We start from the raw sequence: 18277 nt of genomic DNA, 5'->3' as shown, positions 1-18277 counted from the left end.
ACTTTCTGAGACTCTCTGAGAATCCATGATCGAATTCATCCGCGGGATCCGAATCCCCATCGTGACGACCTTCACGCCGCATCGACGAACACGGTGTCTAAGGCGGCGGTGAACTTGTGTCCCGGTCGTGGATGAAGAAGCGGGCTGGCAACGTTTCTCCTGCTGATCGATTTTGGCGGCGTACAGGCCCAGGCTTGGCGCGGCCAGGCCGACGAGGAATCAAAGACGTCTCGCGTAACGTTTCACGCTGTCTTCCGACATAAAGAGTGCCTTGCGGAACGTTCCAGGTGCCCATTTGTCACAGGGAGAACCAGGCAGTGGATTCAGAACCGCCGCGCCGGCGCAGTCCCGGGCGGCTCCACCAGTTGCCGTCCGACGTTCCGCTCGCCCGCGCGGCTCTGGTCACCGAACTGCGCCGGGGGCGGGACCTGGCGAATCTGAGCCTTCAAGAGCTGGCCAAGGAGATGTTCTCGTCCAAGGCCACGGTCAGCCGGTGGCTGAACGCCCGGGCGCTGCCCGACCAGAAGCAGGCGCTGCGCTGGGCGCAGTTATGCGGAACGGACGATTCGGTCATGCTCGACCTATGGGAGCGGGCGAGCACCGAATCCGCGACCCTGCCGGCAATCGAACCAGAAAAACCGGAAAAATCCCGAAGAAATCTGCGAGTGCGTTTGGTTGCGGGGGTCCTGGCCGGGATGGTGGCCCTCATCGCCGCAGTGATCGTTATCTGGATCCAGAGCCCGGATAGGCCGCCATGTGCCGTCGACTATCCCATCTCCCTTTATGTCCCGCCGCAGAGCGGGGAGGTGATGGACGTCACCGTCGAGGTCAAATGCGGCCTGCCGCCCGACCGCCGCTACTTTATCGTGGAAGAGGTCCCCAACGTCGATGTGCGCAATCCCCACCCCGCGTACTACGTCAAAGCCGTCATCGCCAAAACCCGCATCGGCGAGTCGACCGTGATCCGCATGCTCCTCAAAGAACCGGTCGGCATCCGCGCCAAGTTCTACGTCATCAGCGTCGACGCCTCCGGCGAACGCGAACTGGAACAGAATCGCATCGTCGACAACGGCCTGCTGGACCTCCCCGGCGGCACCCGCCAGGAGTCGGCGGTCAGCTGGCACGTGAAGGCCTGGCAGTAGGGGGAACGAGACGGGGCGGACGGCTCTCGGCGCCCGCCCCGTCGCTCACCGATCACCAGGGGGTAGGTCTCGGGGTTCACCTGGGCGTTTGTCGTGGCAGGGAAACGTCCCAGGGCCAGGCGGTGGCGTAGCGAGCGACGCGTTGACTCTACGGCGCATGACCGGGGGGCAGCCCAGACCACAGGCCGCCGGCGGCGGTTGCGTTCGCGGCGCGGGGAGGCCACTATGACAGCCATGACCGACTGGAAGGGCGGCCACCGCCCCTGCGGATGAGCGCCGCTATCTGGAAGCTGGGCGACGACCCTATCGGGGATCGCCCCACTTTCCTCGCTCACGCACTCACCATGTCCCTCCGTTACGGCCCCGGGCCCTGGCCTGCGGAAGCCGGGGAGCTCCCCGACGAGCCGCCCCGCCCGGCGAATGGGGGACTGCACTTCCCCAGCGTCGTCAGAGACGGCGTGGAAAGCCACCATTTCGGCAGGCAGGACGACCCGGATGCCCTGGCAGACGTCGTCGCCCTGCTCAGTCGGCTGGTCACCGGACCGCCGGACCATGCAGACCTGGTCCGGCTGCACGAACGCCTCGCCGCCACCTCGGCGCTCGGCATCGCCGACGAGCTGATCGAACAGATCCGGCGCGGCGAACTGCCCGGCGACCGGCTTCACGTCGTCGCCCGGCATCTGGCCGAGTACGGCACCCGGCGCGAGGCCGTGAAGATCGGCCTGGTGCTCATCGGCGCCTGCGGCGAGGAATCCGACCGGGAACTCCTGCTCCTGCTCGGCGCGCTGGAAGAGTTCACCCTGTACGCGGTGCTCGCCCTGGTCCGCACCCAGACCGACGGGCAGCGGGCCGTGTTCGAGCTGGCCCGACGGGTTCAGGACTGGGGCCGCATCCACGCCGTGGAACGCCTCAAGGACTGCGACGATCCCGACATCAAAGCCTGGCTGCTGCGAGACGGCTTCCGTAACGGGATCATGAACGAGTACCTGGCGCACCTGGCCGCCACGACCGGCGAACTCTATCCGGCCCTGCTGGAACCGGACGTCGACGCCGGGCTGCTGGACAGCGCCGGGGAGATCCTGGAAGCGCTGGCCGAAGGCGGTCCCGCCGAGGACATGAACGACTACCCTGACGCCGTGCCCGCGATGAGCCGGTGGGCCACCCTTCTCGCCGGCCGGGAGGCCACGCTCGGCAGGCTGAACAGCCTGCTCACCATCCATGGTTTCCTCCAGGACAACCAGGACGAGCCCAGGTGGCCCGCAAGCCTGCGCCGCCAGTATGAGGAACTCGTCGCCGAATCGCGCTGGCCGGAACTGACGCTCGCGCACCTGGCCGACCCGGACGACCCCCGGTTCGGCAGCGCCCTCTGGGCGGCAGGCCGCCTGCGCTTGCCCGTCCTTCCTCAGATCACGACTCGCCTCGAACGCCGGCCACTCGACGATTTCGTCTGGTGGCATGCCATGAACATGGCCGGTCCGGCCGAAGCCGCCGAACTCACCGCACTGGCCGCCCGCCTGCTCCCACTCGCGGACCTCGCCAACGGTCCCGGCGACCACTTCGGCTTCGGGGACAACTTCGCCGCCGACCGTGTCCTCGACTACGTCGTCTCCGGGCTACAGCCGTTCCCCGGCACCGGACTTCCCTTGATCGAGGTCGCGTTGCGCAACCGCGTCACCCGGGTCAGGAACATGGCCTTACGAACCCTCTCCGCCTGGCCTGTCGTCCCCGATCAGGCCCTCGACTGGGTACGTCAGGCCGCCGCCGTCGAACCCAACGAGCACACGCGAACGGACATGGAGACCTTCCTAGCCGGAGGCGAACTATCATGATGATCATCCAGCTTTCCTGCGGGCCGCCGAAGAATCGAGATGCTCCGTCGGATAGGCCGCTGGCTGACGCAGGCAGATGCCAGCTGGCTGCGACTACCGGTGGTGGTGATCGAGGCCGGGGAGTGGTGCTTCCGGGTCGAGGCGGCGGACGGATGGGTCGAGGCCGTCGGTTTGGCAGGGTTCGAAGCGGTGGAGGTTCATCACCCACCACAGGTGTCCTCCGGGATCGCCGCTCAGCTTGTAGTGTCCATCCGGTAGCAGGACCGCCCAGCCGTCCTCGAACTCGGCGACGGTCGCGATCAGCGTGTGGGTGGCCGCGTTCCAGAGCCGTACGATGCCGTGTTCGTCACCGCCGACGAGGAGGTGGCCATCGGGGGAGTACGCCACGGTGTTGATCGAGCCGGTGTGCGCGACGAGTTCGCCGCATTGCCGTCCGGAGGAGACCTCCCACAGCTGTACCCGACCGGCCGGGCCTCGCGTGGCATCGGCGGTGGCGAGGAACCGGCCGTCGGGGGAGAACGCCAGCGAGTGCGGATACCAGGTGCCGTCGAGGGCGCGGACTTCTTCGCCGGAGGGCACCGTCCACAGCTGTACTCCCGCGCCGATCGCTCCGGTGGCGAGTAGCCGGCCGTCCGGGGAGAACGCCAGTGCGGTTACATGGCCGAGGCGGCCGGTGAGTTTGCCGCGCCGGTGGCCGGTGGCCGGGTCCGAGAGGTGGACCTCGCCGCGAGAGTTCCCGTGGCCGCAGTCGCCGCTCGCCAGCAGGCCGCCGTCGGGGGAGAAGGCCAACGCGGCCACCGGGCCGATGTGTTCAACGGCGCCGGCGTGCCGGCGGCCGGAGGAAACCTCCCACACCTGAGCCTGTCCGCCTTGGCCGTCTTCGCCGGCGCCGGTCGCGAGCAGGCGGCCGTCGGGGGAGAACGCCAGCGCCCGCACGTGGCCGCGCTGCTCGATCACGCCGTGCCGGTCGCCGGTGGCCGCGTTCCACAACCGCACCTGACTCCGTCCCCGGTAGGTGCCGTCGCCGGTGGCGAGGAAACGGCCGTCGGGGGAGAACGAGAGCGCCCTCACGGCGCCGTTGTGGCCGGTGAACTCGCGGCGCCGGCAGCCGGTGGTCACCTCCCACAGCCGTACCCGGCCGCCGGCCGCGCCCATGTTGCTGGTGGAGCCGGAACTGGTGGCGAGGAAACGGCCGTCAGGGGAGAACGCCACCGCGTGCACCGCGGTCGTCCGCTCGGGTTGGCGAGTGGATTCGCCGAGCCGGCAGCCGGTGGTCACGTCCCACAGCCGTACTCTTCCGTCCGTCGCGTCCGTGGCGAGCAGGCGGCCGTCGGGAGAGAACGCCAGCGCGTTCACCTCTCCTGCGCCGCCCGGGAGTTCACCGACCGGGCGGCCGGAAGGCACGTCCCACAGCCGTATCCGCCCTGGATTCGCCGACCACGGGACGCCGTCGCAAGTGGCGAGCAGGCGCCGGTCGGGCGAGAAGGCCACCGCGTTCACCTGGCCGAGGTGACCGGTGAATTCGCCGCACTGGCGGTGGGAGGCTAGGTCCCACAGCCGTACCCGGACCTCCGTCCCGTAGTAATCCTCCTCCTCGACATCGAAGTAGGTGTCGGCGTCGCCGGTGGCGAGCAGGCGGCCGTCGGGGGAGAACGCCAGCGTGTGCACCGAACCGCTGAGACCGATGAGCTTGCCGAGCCTGCGGCCGGTGGAGACGTCCCACAGCCGCACCGGCTCGTCGTAGCCGACTGTGGCCAGGATTTGGCCGTCGGGGCGGAACGCGAGCGCGCGTACCGATCCGGCGTGGCCGGTCAGCTCACCGGACTGACGGCCGGTCGCCAGATCCCACAGCCGCACTGTTCCCGCTGAGTCCTCGCTTTGATGGCTGGTGGCTAGCAGGCGGCCGTCCGGGGAGAACGCCGGCGTGCTCGCCGGGCCGATGGTGTCGGTGAGTTCGGTGTGTAACCGGCCGGAGGGCAGTTCCCAGATCCGCACCCGCGCGTCGGCGCCTCCGAGTTCGTCTCCCTCGTCACTGGTGGCGAGCAGGCGGCCGTCCGGGGAGAACACCACCGTGGACACCCAGCGGGCGTGGCCGAGCAGGACTCGGCGCACACGGAGATCCGCCGCCGCCAAGATCAGCACGTGTGCGCCGGTCGCGACGGCGAGCAGGGTTCCGTCGGGTGACCAGGCGATATCTTGTACGGTCCCCTCGGGTGGGAGCAGCACCGGCTCGGCCCGGTCACGACCCGTGATGGCGGCGGCGGCGAGTTCCGGGGCCGCCCGGGTGGTCTCGTCGAGAGCGGGGGCGAGGATCGCCGCGTGGTGCCAACGACTGCCGGTGAGGCGTGCTCCGGTGAGCCGCGGCCGGACGAGGCGTGCCCCGGTCAGGTCGGTGCCGGAGAGGTCGGCGCCGGACAGGTCGGCGTCGTGCAGGTGTGCTCCGGCCAGGGTCGCGCCGGTGAGGTCGGTTTGGCGCAAGTCCAGGCCGGAAAGCACACGATCGCGCAGGCCTTGGCCTGAGATGAGGGCCTGGCGGCCGGCCTTTTCGAGAATCGCGCGGACTTCGTGCCGGTGCTCGGATAGGGATCGCGGGGGCGCGGATCCGGCGCATACGGTCAGGAGGCGATCGATGGGCCAGCTGACCCCTATGGCCTGGCGGGTGAGGTAGACAGCCACGTGGCGGATGCCGCGCCGGTCGGCGAGGACGGAGCCGACCAGCCGGCGCAGCCACGCCGTGGCATGTTCGGGCGCGGTCAGTTCAGCCGGATGCTCCGAGGTGAGAAAGACGAGGGCGGTGGTGCGGGCGACCACGTCCGCGCTGAGGTCGTGGCCGAGCCCATACGGTCCGACGAAGGGTGGGCCCGGTACGGTGTTCGCGCCCGCGGCCCACTGGCGAAGGCGGGCGAAGGGTCCGCTCGCGGCGGCACGGACCAGTCCGCGCAGGTCGGCCACGGCGAGGTCCGGAACATGGCCGGACTGGTCGAGGTCGGGCACGAGCAGGGCCGGACGGCGGAGGCGGGCGAGGTGAGCTTGGCCGAGCCACCATGCCAATCGGTACAGGCGGGCTTCCTGCTCCGGGTCGTCGATCATTATCGGCGCTTGGTGGTCGTACGGCTGGGAATGGTCCAGCAGGCGGGGGATGGCGGACCGGAATCCCGGTGGCTCGTCCTCCCGGCTCGCTCCGGTGAGCGCGAACCGGAGCCGGTAGGTGATCGCCGCGGAGATGTCCGCCGGGTAGGAGGGCGACGGCATCGGCCCCGGGGTCGTGCGGGTGCTCGCGCCCGCCAAGGCTTTCAGCAGCGGACCTCGCATCGCGAGCAGGTCCGGCAGGTGCTCCGCGAGGTAATCGTCCAGCGGCCCGGCCGCGGCGCCGGCGTCCGGGGGCTGCTGGTTCGTGCTGGGCCGGGAGGGAACTGCGCGGTCCGCGATCGCCGGCGCCGGGGCGTCCGCGAGGTCCCACAGGATGATCGTGTTGTCGTCGCCGGCGGAGGCGAGCAGCGGGCTTTCACCGGCCTGCGGGACCGTGGCCAGTGCCGTCACACCCATGGTGTGTCCGACGAGAGGGGGGCCGATGGCCGTGACGGTGACCGGGTCCCACAGTCGCACCGTCCCATCGAGGTGCCCGGACGCGACAAGAACCCGCCCGTCCCGCGTGGGCACGGCCGTTACCGCCTGCACGTGGCTGTGGGGTTGGCCGAGCGGGTCACCGATCGGCGAACCTGTGTCCGGGTTCCACAGCCGGAGCGTCCCATCGCTGCCTCCGGAGGCGAGTAGCGTCCGTCCGCCGCCCAGCGGTACCGCCGCTACCGCCAGTACAGCGGTGGAATGTCCGCCGAGCAGGCCGACCCGAGTCCGGGTGATGGGATCCCAAAGTTGGATCTCGCTGTGCCCGCCGACGGCGAGCAGGGTTCGCCCGTCGCCCAGCCGTATCGCCGCGAGCGAGTAGACGCTGCTGACATGGAGTGGTTTGCCGATCTGCGTCCTGGTCGCCAGGTCCCACAGCCGCAGGTAGAAGTCTTGCCTCGTCGCCGAGGCGAGCAGGACGCTCCCGTCCGGCATCGGCAGCTCCGCCAGGAGGCTCGCCCCCATGGTGTGACCGATGAGCGGTCCGCCCGCCCGCCCGGCAGCGTCGAGATCCCACAGCTGGACCGACCCGTCGCCGCCCCCGGTCGCCAGCAGCACGGGACCGGCCGGGGACGACGTCGACGCGAGGGCCCGCACGTCGGTGATGTACGCGGTGACCGGTTCGTCGATGGGTGTGCCGTCGGCCGGGTTCCACAGTCGCACGTCGCCGGCGCCGTCGAGGGACGCGAGCGCGACACCTCGATCCGGCGTTGGGACGGTGGCCAGCGAGATGACCCCGCCGTAATGACCGGCCAACCGTTCGCCGTCGGTGAGTTCGGCGGTGAAGTCCCACAGCCGTACGGTGCCGTCGAAGGCGCCGGAGACCAGAAGGGTCCGGCCGTCCGGCATCGGCAGCTCCGCCAGGGTGTTCACCGGACCGTTGTGCTCACCGAACGGTCCGGCCACGAGTGCGCGGGTGGCCGCGTCCCACAGGCGTACGCTGCCGTCCTCGTCGCCGGAGGCGAGCAGCGTCCGGCCGTCGGGCATCGGCAACGCCGCGAGGGCGTGCACCATCTCCACGTGGCCGGTCAGCGGTTCGCCGACAGGTCTGCCCGTCGTCGGATCCCACAGCCGTGCGATCTCCATGCTTCCCGTGGCGAGAAGAACCCGCCCGTCGGACAGCGGTACGGCCGCGACCGCCCAAATGCCGCTGTCGTGGCACTTCCACGTCCTTAAGGATTGGAGGGTCGCAGGATCCCACAGTCCCATCGTGCCCTCGTTGTCGGCGGTGGCGAGCAGCACCCGCCCACCGGGCAGGGACACGGTGGTCATGGCCATGATCTCGCCGTGGGCGGTGACCGGATCGCCTATCGGCCTGCCGGTCTTGGGATTCCACACCCGTAGTTTCCCGTCATCGCCGCTTGAGGCCAGCGCGGTCCGCCCGTCGGACAGCGGTATTGGCACGAGCGCGGTGACCCGCCCCTTATGGGCTTTGCGTACCGGCCCGACGGACATGCCGGCGACCGGGTCGAAGCGGCGTATTCTCCCATCGTCGCAGCCCGAGACCAGGAGCGCTCCTCCGTCCGGCGTCGGCACCGTGGCCAGCGCCGTGACTCCGCTGCGGTGCACCTTGAGCCAGGTGCCGGGGGAGGTTCCGGTCGCGGGATCCCACAGCCGCACCGTCCCGTCCGAGTCGCCGGAGGCGACCATCACCTGTCCGTCGGGCAGGGGCACCGCCGCTGTCATCCAGATCGCGTGGTCGCGGCTGAACAGGACTTGGTGACTGGCGCCCGACCAGATCGCGGCGTGGACGCGCCATGGGCCGTCGTGGCGCCCGGCGGCGTGGCGGGCGAGGTCGTGAGCTCCGGTCTTGCGGGCGGATACCTCCAGCCACCGCAACTGGTCGGTAGGCTCGTCCGACCAGCTGTTGGCGGCGAGTTCCGCCGCGGCGACCGCGGCCCGGCCCGCGTCGGTGGTCAGCTGCCGTCGCCGGCGCAGCAGTTCGGGGACGTCGGCGAACAGCAGGAACCCCGGGTCCTGACACAGCTCGTCGAGCAGCCCGGCCGCAGCGGCGTGGGCGGCGAGGTATCGGCGCGCGTAGTCGTCGGCCGTGCTCCAGTCTCTCCCGGCCGCGTCACCGGGCGGGGTGAGGATCTCGACGATGCGGCGGTGGGCGTCGCGGGTGGCGCGGGCCAGGTCGTGGGCGTGTTCCCGGACGGCGCTGACGCCGGTGATGGCGGCCGGCAGCCTGCCTTCGCAGAAGTCCAGGAGACTCTTGTGTCCCAGCGCGTAGACGTCCGGGTCGCCGTCCACGTGAGGGCGGGAGGACAGGAACGCCTTGAAGGCTCCGCGGACGATCCTGCGGGCGTGTGGCTCCGGTACGCCCGCCCACCGGGCCAGCACCCTGGCGGGCTGGGGTTCCTGGCAGGCGGCCAGCGTCGCCAGCAGCGGCTCGCCGGCATTGTGCCAGTCCAACGCGGGATCCTCCGCCCAGCGGCCGACGACGTCGGCGTAGTAGCCGGCGAGCCCGCTGGGGAGGTCGTCGAGTGCGGAGGGCACGCGACCCGTGTGCCGGACCTGGTCGAGCACCGACACCGCGTAGATCCATACCCCGCCGGACCGCTCCAGCAGCATGTGCGTGAACTGGTCCTGGGAAACCCCGGCCGCCGCCAGCGGCCCGCTCAGCCGTGGGTCGCGGCCGGTGAGCCGGAGCAGGTGCTCTCTCAGGTCGTCGAGGTTGGGCTCGCTTTCCACCTCGATCCGCTCAACGTGTACCGCCGTCGGCAGGGGGGTTCCCGGCCGGCTGGTCGCCACGATCACGGTTCCCGGGGGCAGCCGGGGCGGAAGGCCGAACGGCATCTCCCCCACCTTGGTCGCGGGGGCTTCGTCGAGACCGTCGACCAGGAGGACCACGGCCGTGTCCGGATCCACCTCGTCCCGGCGCCGGGCGGCCTCCACCAGCCGTGCGTACAACCATGCCGTGCTGTCGTGACCGTCGGGCAGCAGCCCGTCCGCCGATTCGTCAAGTCCCCAACGCGCGACCAGCTGGGCGGCCAGGTTGGCACGTGCGGCCTCGGCCGTGACCGTACCCAGTCGGCTGATGTGCGCCGGCCAGGCCCGATCCCGGTCGAACGCCAGATAGGTGGCCAGCGCCGACTTGCCCATGCCCGCCTCGGCCTCGATCAGCAGGTAGCCGCCCACCCTGCGAGTGACGCAGTCGCCGACGAATCGGTCCACGGCCTCGACCAGCCAGCGCCGGCCGGTGAACGCCCCCAGCACGTTGCTCGGATCCACCGGGTCGAGGAGGCCCAGGTCCCCGGGGAGCGGGTCGAGATCGATCGTGACGTCGCGCAACCGGCGGTGTCCACCGCCGAGGAATACCTGCTGGACGGTCCCATAGTTGATCCCGACGGCGACACTGCGATCGGTCGCCGAGACGGAACCGGTTCGCATCTCAGCGCGTTCGGCCAACCCGGGCAAGAACATGTCGGCAAGATCGCGATGTTCGGCGAATGCCACCTCCACCGCGGTACGGCCCATCCAGGTCACCGCCGCGGTCGTCTCTGCGGCGAGTACTTCCCTGCACCACCTGTCCTCGGACGGACTGGGGTCGAGCGGGAGCACCAACGTCCAGGCCACCATGTCCGGCTGCCGTTCGACCGCGGTGCGCAGCGACTTCAGTATCTGCCGCTTCTGCGCGGCGGTAAGACGCCGGCTGAAGCTCTTGATCTCGAAGACGTGTTTGCCGGTCGGCCTCTGCACGGCGACGTCGACGCCGCCGTCTCCCCCGGAACCGTCGATCCGCACAGCGCCGTCCACGGTCCGCAGGAGAAGCGCGGCGATCAGATCCTCCACGTCTGCCGCACGAAGATCTTGCCAGGGGATGGACATCACCCGAACAGGATCCACCAAACCCGTGCATCCGACCGGTGGACCGCCAACTCCGATGATCTCAATCGCGCACAGTCCCCGCGCCGCCGGCGTCGCGCGACCATTGCCATGTCAAGTCGCGAGCCTTCATGGTCGCCGCCGCTGCCTCTTCCGCCGCGCCAGGTTCATCGAGCCATCCCAGAACATCCGGCAGCGAGGCACTCCATGAGACGTCCGCAGGAAGCTGGTCCGGAAGTGGGCTGCTCAAGGGCTGGCCATGCGGTGAGGGCGCCCAAGCATCGCCGTGCCGGGCTGCCATGAGAACGTCGAGAAAAAGACGCTCTCCGCCGGGAGCGAGGGAGATGCTGATCATCCACTGGCCACGGTCGCGAATGATCTCCACCTCTCGGCGACCGGTGAAGACCAGATGCGCATCTCCGAACGGCTCAGCCGGCCCGCCCTGGCTCGAAGTGACCCGGTAGCCGGCCTCGTCAAGCCACCGCAACGTGTCGCGGACGTCGTCGTTGGCGACGGCGTCGAAATACTCCCGCACTGGGTCCATGACGAAATTGTGCCGTGGCGGTCGGTTGAACGGATCCGCCCGAGGCCCTGCCGGTCGCCCTCACCTGACGACCAGCGACTCCGCCCAGTCGATGTAGGCGGTCGGCAGGCCGTACAGGGCGGCGGTGATCTGCGGGTCGGCGATGTCGGGGAGCGAGGCCAGCGCGTCGGACGCCAGGCTCCGGCAGTACTCCAGGGTGTCGTCGACCATGCGGCTGCGTCGTAGACGGGCGAGCAGGAACGTGATCTCATCCTGGCTCAGCCGCCGGCCGAGGAACGGCCGGACGTCTCCGCAGTCGTGGCGTAGTGCCATGAGCAGCGGGAGGGTGTAGACGCCCTGTCTGAGGTCGTTGCCGACCGGCTTGCAGAGCCTCTCGGCGGTGGAGGCCAGGTCCAGCAGGTCGTCGAGGACTTGGAACAGGACGCCGAACCGCTCGCCGTACGCTGCCATGCTCCGTCCGGCGGGGTGCGCCACCAGGCAGCTCGCCCGGAACAGGGACGCGGTCTTGCGGGTGATCGACTGCAGCGCGTCCTCGGGAGTGCGGCCGGGGTCGAACAGCTCGGCGGCCTCCTGGAACTGGCCCTCGGCGAGCTCGACGACCACGGCGGCGAGCGTCTCGGCGACCGGTTTGGACGCCGAGGACAGCGCGGCGAGCCCGGCCTTGGCGAGCATGAAGTCCCCGACGACCAGTGCCCGGGCGTCGCCGAGCTCGGCGTTGACGGTCCGTACCCCCCTGCGCTCGGCGGCGTTGTCCATGAGGTCGTCGTGGACCAGCGACCCGGCGTGGATCAGCTCCACACACGCCGCCGCGGTGACCACCCGGTTGTTGATCCGCCCACCGAGGGCGAGCGCGGTCGCCAGTGTCAGTGCGGGGCGCAGCCGCTTGCCTCCGGCGCCGGTGATCCTCCCGGCCGCCGTGTTGATGAGCGGCAACCGGGAGGAGGTGCTCAGCCGTTGGATGCGGTTCTCCACCCGCAGCAGCCCGGCCGAGACGGCAGGGCTGCTGAGGATCTCTACTGGACGCGCGACATGGGCAAGCACGGCATTCCTCCTCGGGCCACCTGAATTGACCGCCCTCCACGCTGCCCGATCATCGCTGAGGCGCCGCTGAGCGCCGCTGAGATTCGTCTCAGCCCATCAGGTCTCAGCGGTCCGTCTGGGAGTCAGGAGGGCCGCGATGGCCGCCGCGAGCAGAGGCAGTCCGATGGCGAGCTCGGCGATGACCGGCCAGGGGACGGGGAAAGGCGGTCGCTTGATCGGATCCCACTCGGCCGACGTGGTCAGCGGCCACCTCAGCAGCAGGCCGATGGCACAGCCGGCGGTGGCGCCCAGGACTGTGCCGCAGGCGGTGGCGATCCCCGCACGGCAGGCGGCCAGCCGCCGCAGGGCCGCGGATGAGCCGCCCCTCACCCTCAGCAGGACGCGCGTGGACCGCGACTCGGCGGACGTCCAGCCGGTCGCGAGCAGCGCGCTGCCGAGGGCGATCACGGCCATGACCGCGACGAACGCCTGCCAACCGGTCGCGGGCTGGAATCCCCGTTCGACGTACACGGTCGCGGTCCCGCCCAGACGTTCTTCGAGCCGCTCCTGCTCAAGCGGCGAGATCCGATGGACGCCGGGGTCGACGATCAGCTGTCTCGGTACCAGATGGAAGCCGAGGTCCTGGATGACCTTCGACGGGATGAAGATCGCCTCGACGTGAGGGTCGGCGGGGCGGGCGATGACGGCCGGGATGGTCTTGCGCGGGTAGGCGGCGTAGTCGCCGTGGTCGCCGGAGAGGTTGTGCACGATCGGCACCGAGCTGATCGCGACGTCCTCCGCCGTGACGACCACCGCCGTGTCCTCGCGGAATGGCGCGGACGGGTCCCCGGTGAGGTAGCGCAGCAGTGCCGGGTCACCGACATGGACAGGGTCGGCCAGCAGCCCGTCAGTGACTTCGGCGATGAAATATCCGGAATCGTTCTCACCGTTGCTTGGCACGATGGACACGGTGGGCAGCTCGCGCTGGACGGCGGCCTGAACGGCGGCCGCCTGGTCGTTCCTGAACTCGTCCACCAGGAGGGCTCCCGGACGGGCTCGCGGCTGGTATTCCAATTCGTTCATGGCCGTCCTGGCGGCCGAGGCGATCAGTGCGGCGACCGTGACGGCTGTGATCATCATGGTCATCGCGACCGCGGTCGTCGTGAGGACGGGACGCTCGCCCGTGTCGCGGGCCGCCAGCCGGAACGGCACCGGCAGCCGTACGGCGAGGCGCTCGAACATGCGCAACAGCCACGGGATGAAGGGACCGAGCCCGAGGAGGAAGACTCCCGCGCCCAGGAACCCCAAGAGCACGGTCCCCAACGATCCGAAGTCGTCGTAGTGCTGGTCCTCATAGGTAGCCGACGCGGTGTGTGCCATGACGGCATAGCCGATCGCCGCCAAGATGGCACCCCAGAGCAGATAGCCGGGGCGTACGAGCGGAGAAGTCGATCGCGCCGCGAGGAACACGGACCCGCACATGAGCGCGGCGGGAATGCCCAGAACGACGATGAATAGCACGATCGTCACGATCACGAGGGCATGATACGGCGCGGAGAGATCATCCTCCGCGGCGTGGCGCGCCGCCTTCCGCCCGAGCGCTCCCGATTCCCCCGGAGGGCCGGTTGTTCCACCAGAGCGAGAGCGCGACGGCGGCCGCGATGAGGAGGCCGCCGGCGCCGGCGAACCAGGCGGCGACGTCGACGTGCTCGTTGACGACGGTGAACGTGCCCGGCAGCTTGCCCAGGGCCTCTTGGAGCTGGTCGGCGTTCTGCGCGCGGTAGTACGACCCCCCGGTGGTGTCGGCCACCTGCCGGAGCGCGTCCTCGTCGATGGTTCGCCAGCCGCGCCCCCGGTCGAAGCCGCCGCGGCCGGGAGCGCCGAAGCCGCCGTCGAACTGCGAGCTGTCGCACACCATGGGCCCGGGTGTGGAGGTGCCGAACCCGATGGTGAAGACGCGTACGCGGCGGAGAGCGGCTTCCTGGGCGGCTGTCTGCGGGTCCACGCCTTGGGTGTTCGCACCGTCGGTGAGCACGACGATCGCGCTGCTCGCATAACCCGGGCCACGGTCCGCGGGCTCGGCGCCGATCGGGGCGATCGAGGAATCGACCTCCGCGATGGCGTCGAGCGAGGCGAGGATGGCCTGGCCGATCGCGGTGCCACGGAAGGTGATCAGGTTCTCGAGCGCGTCGAGCAGCGTCTGCGTGTCATCGGTCGGGGGGACGACGAGGCCCGCGGTGCCCGCGAAGGTGACCAGGCCGATGCGCGGTCCGCCTTGCTGAGACCGGATGAAGTCCGCGGCGGCTTCCTTGGCGGCGGTGATGCGGTTCGGGTCCACGTCGGTGGAGCACATGGAGCCCGAGATGTCGAGGGAGAGCAGGATCGTCGCCGAGGTCATCGGGACCGGTACGGTCGCCTGCGGACGCGCGGCGCCGAAACCGAGCACGGCGAGCCCTGCCGCGAGCAGCGCCGCCGGGATCCAGCGCCGCCAGCGGACGCGTCCGGGCAGCGCCACCCGGACCAGCGCGACCGAGGTGACCCGGATCGCGGCGCGCCGGCGTCGCCGCCGCGTCAGCCACCAGATGGCGAACACCAGCGGGATGGCCAGGAGGGCGAGCAGCGCCCAGGGCCATGTGAAGGACATTCAGACCACCCGCCCTGTCCGGAAGACGGTGAGCGCCGACCCCGCGGTGAGCAAGGCGAGGGCGACCGCGATGAACGCGCCGGCGAGGGGAAGCGGCTCGTCGCTGACGGTGAGCCGCAGATCGATCGTCGAGGCCACCCCGTCGAGCTGGCCCGTGTCGGTGCCGGGATGGTACGTGCCGCGGGTGGCCTGCGCGATCGATTCGAGCGCGTCCTCGTCGAGTGCGGTCTGCAGGCTGAATCCGTCGACCTTCACCGCGGTCCCGGCGGTGGTGCCGATGCCGACGGTGTGGATGCGCACACCCGCCTGCTCGGCCACCGCCACGGCGTCGTCGACGTTCCCGCCCAGGTCCTGGCCGTCGGAGAACATCACGATGGTCGCCGAGGGCCAGTACCCGATGTCAGGGGCGGCGCCGTCGCGTCCGAGGGCGACCCGCTCGCCGGTGATCGCGGAGAGCGAGGCGATGATGGCGCTCCCCAGCGAGGTGCCGCCGGTGACCTTCAGGCGATCGATCGCCGCCAGGGCGGCGGAGTGGTCGGCGTCCGGACGCGCGGTGGTGAGCGCACCCCGCTCGAACGCGACGACGCCGATGTCGACGCTGGCCGGCTGCGCCTGGATGAACGACCGGGCCGCCTGCTGCGCGGCCGCGAGCCGGGTGGGGGCGATGTCGTCGGCGCCCATGCTCGCGGAGACGTCCATGGCCAGGATGACCGTACCCGAGGCCCGTGGCACGGGCACGGACGCGGTCGGACCGGCGACGGCGATCGCGAGAACCGCGAGGCCGCCGATGGTGAACCCGGTGCCCAGCTGCGTACGGCGGCGGTTCGGCGCGGTGATCCCGGCGGCGGCCCATGCGGCCGACCGGCGGCGCGCGAAGACGACGGCCGCGGCGGCGAGCGCCGCGGTGACGAGCAGACCGAGGGCGAGCAGATAAAGGTTCACGTGCGCCGGTCCCGGGTCCGGGCGACGACCTCGACGAGCGCCGCGGCGAGATCGCGATCGGTGTCGATGCGGTGGACCGGCACCCCCGCCTCGCGCATGCCGTCCGCCAGCCGGGCGTCGCGTGCGTCGACGGCCGCGCGGAAGCGAACCCGGAACAGCGGATCGCCGGAATCGACGATGAGCTGCTCGCCGGTCTCCGCGTCCTCCACCACGATGAGCCCGGCCTCCGGCAGCTCGTCGTCCGCGGTGTCCACGATGCGGAGGGCGACGACCTCGTGCCGTCGCGCCAGGCGCAGCAGCGAGCGTTCCCAGTCGCCGTCGCCGATGAAGTCGGAGACGACGACGATCAGGCCGCGGCGCCGGGCGAGGCGCGCGACCGCGTCGAGCATCGCGGCCAGATCGGTCGTCTGGCCGCTGCTCGCGGCGGCGGTGCGGTCCAGCTCGGCGCCGATGCGCAGCACGTGCCTGCGGTCCGTGCCGGGTGGCACCACCCGCAGCACGCCCGTGTCGAAGAGCAGGGCGCCCACGCGGTTCCCGCCGCGGCCGAACAGCCGGGCGAGGACGAGCGCGAGCTCCGCGAGGACCTCGTGCTTGCCGCGTCCCGGCCGGCCCGCCGCCATCGACGCCGACCGGTCGAGCACGAGCCAGACCGTCATCTCGCGATCCTCGTTGAACTGCCTGAGGTGCGGCTCGTTCAGCCGGGCGGTGACGTTCCAGTCGATGTGCCGCGCGTCGTCGCCCTCCACGTACGCGCGCAGCCCCGCGAAGTCGGTCCCGGCCCCTCGGTGCACCGTACGGTGGCCGCCCTGAAGCCGCCCGTCGAGACGGCGGACGACCCGCCATTCCAGGCGGAGCAGGAGTTTCTCTGGGGCGCGCATCGGATCAGCGGTCCTGGAGGACGGCATCGGGCACGCGTACGGCCCCGAGCACGCTCGTCACGATCGTGTCGGCGTCGACGTCGTCGGCGAGGGCCTCGTAGGAGAGCACGATCCGATGGCGCAGCACGTCGAGGGCGAGTTCGGTGACGTCGTGCGGGAGCACGTAGCCGCGGCCGCGGAGGAACGCGAGGGCGCGCGCGCCGATCACGAGCGCGATCGAGGCGCGGGGGCTGGCGCCGTAGTTGACGTACCGTTCCAGCTGGCCGAGCCCGGCGTTGCCCAGGGCGCGGGTCACGGTGACCAGGCGCACGGCGTAGTCGACGATGGAGGGGTCGACGTACACCTCCTGCACGCGTGCCTGCATCCCGATCAGGTCGTCGGTGGTGAGCATCGCCTGCGTCGGCTCCGGCGGCCTGAGCGCACGGTCGACGATCGCGTGCTCCTCGGCGCCGCCGGGGTAGTCGACGATGACCTTCATCATGAACCGGTCCACCTGCGCCTCGGGCAGCGGATAGGTGCCCTCCGACTCGATCGGGTTCTCGGTCGCCATGACCAGGAACGGCTCGGGCACCCGGAACGTCTGGCGGCCGATGGTGACCTGGTGCTCCTGCATCACCTCGAGCAGCGCGCTCTGCACCTTGGCCGGAGCGCGGTTGATCTCATCGGCCAGCAGCAGGTTCGCGAAGACCGGCCCCAGCTCGGTCCGGAACTCGCCGGAGTGCTGGTGGTAGATCCGCGTGCCGATGAGGTCGGCGGGGACGAGGTCGGGAGTGAACTGGATCCGCTGGAACTGCCCGGCCATCGCGGCGGCGAGCGACTTGACGGCGAGCGTCTTGGCCAGGCCGGGCACGCCCTCGACGAGCAGATGGCCGCCGGAGAGCAGGGCGACGGCCATGCGTTCCAGCAGCACGTCCTGGCCGACGATCGTGCGTTTGACCTCGAACAGCATACGTTCGAGCGGGTTGGTGGACTTCGCGGGAGAGGTCATCGGGGGTTCCTTCGTCGCTCAGATTTGGGGTCCGTTTCCGTCGCCGTCTCCGTCTCCTCCGGACAGAGCCGTACCGATGGGCACCGCGAAGGCGATACCGGCGAAGGCCTCGTCTTTGCCCGGGTCGGCGATCGAGACGACGATGCCGATGACGAGCCCTCGCGCGTCGAGAAGCGGGCCGCCGGAGCTGCCCGGGTTGACGGATGCGTCGAACTGGATGAGTCCCTCCAGATCGCCACCGTCGGATTTCGATGCCCGGTTCAAGCCCGAGACGACGCCGGAGGAGACGCTGAAGGTCAGCCCCAGCGGATTGCCGATGGCGACGACCGGGGCGCCCACCTCCCCACTCCCGCCGAGAACCGCGGGAACGAGGATTTCCGGCAGCGACTCCGGCATGAGCAGCGCGATGTCCTGACCCGGATCGGCCGATGCGACACGTGCCCGCGCCTTTGTGCCGTCCGAGAAGGTGACGTTGATGGTCTTGGCGCCGTCGATGACGTGGTTCGCGGTCACGATGGTCCCGTTATCCGCTGCGATCACGCCCGTGCCGATCGCGTCGTCCGTGCGTATGACGACCACGGAGGGCCCGACCCGCTGGAAGATCTCCGACACCGTGGGACTGGTGGTCGCCGTCGGAGTGGGACTCCGGGAGGGTGACGGCGCGCTCTGCGTGCTCGTCGTCCTGCCGAGCAGGAATGCGAGCACCACCACTAAGGCGACGGCACTTACCCCACCACCGATCAGCAGGCGACCTGGGACTCCGGCCATGACTCGCCGCGACCCATCAGCGTTCACCCTCTCGGGCCCGCGTTCCACCGCTTCACCGTACAAGGCCAAG

The 18277-nt window shown here is 70.4% G+C and carries 11 protein-coding genes; 2 read left to right on the top strand and 9 right to left on the bottom strand.

Annotation, left to right across the window (positions count from 1 at the left end):
• Positions 1 to 317: 317 nt before the first annotated feature.
• Together Amac_RS09885 and Amac_RS09880 are read left to right on the top strand one after the other, a co-directional pair.
• Positions 318 to 1142, top strand: a complete 825-nt coding sequence (locus Amac_RS09885) for a helix-turn-helix domain-containing protein (protein ID WP_170322409.1) — start codon at positions 318 to 320, stop codon at positions 1140 to 1142.
• A gap of 344 nt (positions 1143 to 1486) precedes the next feature.
• On the top strand, positions 1487 to 2971 hold the full coding sequence (locus tag Amac_RS09880) for a hypothetical protein (RefSeq protein ID WP_170322408.1): 1485 nt from the start codon (positions 1487 to 1489) through the stop codon (positions 2969 to 2971).
• A gap of 93 nt (positions 2972 to 3064) precedes the next feature.
• Here the strand turns inward: Amac_RS09880 and Amac_RS09875 are convergent, their stop codons facing one another.
• The 9 genes from Amac_RS09875 to Amac_RS09835 form a co-directional block, all read right to left on the bottom strand.
• On the bottom strand, positions 3065 to 10426 hold the full coding sequence (locus Amac_RS09875) for a pentapeptide repeat-containing protein (protein ID WP_155354015.1): 7362 nt from the start codon (positions 10424 to 10426) through the stop codon (positions 3065 to 3067).
• 61 nt (positions 10427 to 10487) lie between these two features.
• Complete coding sequence (locus tag Amac_RS09870; protein ID WP_155354014.1) at positions 10488 to 10967, bottom strand: hypothetical protein; 480 nt, start codon at positions 10965 to 10967, stop codon at positions 10488 to 10490.
• 60 nt (positions 10968 to 11027) lie between these two features.
• Positions 11028 to 12008 (bottom strand): polyprenyl synthetase family protein, encoded by a 981-nt coding sequence (locus Amac_RS09865; RefSeq protein WP_155354013.1) that lies wholly within the window; start codon positions 12006 to 12008, stop codon positions 11028 to 11030.
• Between the two features lie 96 nt (positions 12009 to 12104).
• Complete coding sequence (locus Amac_RS09860; protein ID WP_155354012.1) at positions 12105 to 13523, bottom strand: FtsX-like permease family protein; 1419 nt, start codon at positions 13521 to 13523, stop codon at positions 12105 to 12107.
• Between the two features lie 25 nt (positions 13524 to 13548).
• Positions 13549 to 14631: a vWA domain-containing protein gene (locus Amac_RS09855; protein ID WP_155354011.1), complete on the bottom strand. Its 1083-nt coding sequence runs from the start codon at positions 14629 to 14631 to the stop codon at positions 13549 to 13551.
• Positions 14632 to 15573, bottom strand: coding sequence for a VWA domain-containing protein (locus Amac_RS09850; RefSeq protein WP_155354010.1), 942 nt, complete (start codon positions 15571 to 15573; stop codon positions 14632 to 14634).
• Complete coding sequence (locus Amac_RS09845) at positions 15570 to 16451, bottom strand: DUF58 domain-containing protein (RefSeq protein WP_155354009.1); 882 nt, start codon at positions 16449 to 16451, stop codon at positions 15570 to 15572. The genes Amac_RS09850 and Amac_RS09845 overlap by 4 nt, the downstream gene beginning before the upstream one ends.
• 4 nt (positions 16452 to 16455) lie before the next feature.
• Positions 16456 to 17439, bottom strand: coding sequence for an AAA family ATPase (locus Amac_RS09840; RefSeq protein ID WP_155354008.1), 984 nt, complete (start codon positions 17437 to 17439; stop codon positions 16456 to 16458).
• A gap of 18 nt (positions 17440 to 17457) precedes the next feature.
• A complete protein-coding gene (locus Amac_RS09835) occupies positions 17458 to 18255 on the bottom strand; it encodes a S1C family serine protease (protein WP_246268206.1) in 798 nt (265 codons plus the stop codon).
• Positions 18256 to 18277 lie beyond the last annotated feature (22 nt).

It is taken from the genome of Acrocarpospora macrocephala, from assembly GCF_009687865.1.
Lineage (GTDB): Bacteria > Actinomycetota > Actinomycetes > Streptosporangiales > Streptosporangiaceae > Acrocarpospora > Acrocarpospora macrocephala.
Note: the sequence above shows the minus strand (reverse complement) of the source record. Positions and strands in the feature narration are given on the sequence as shown.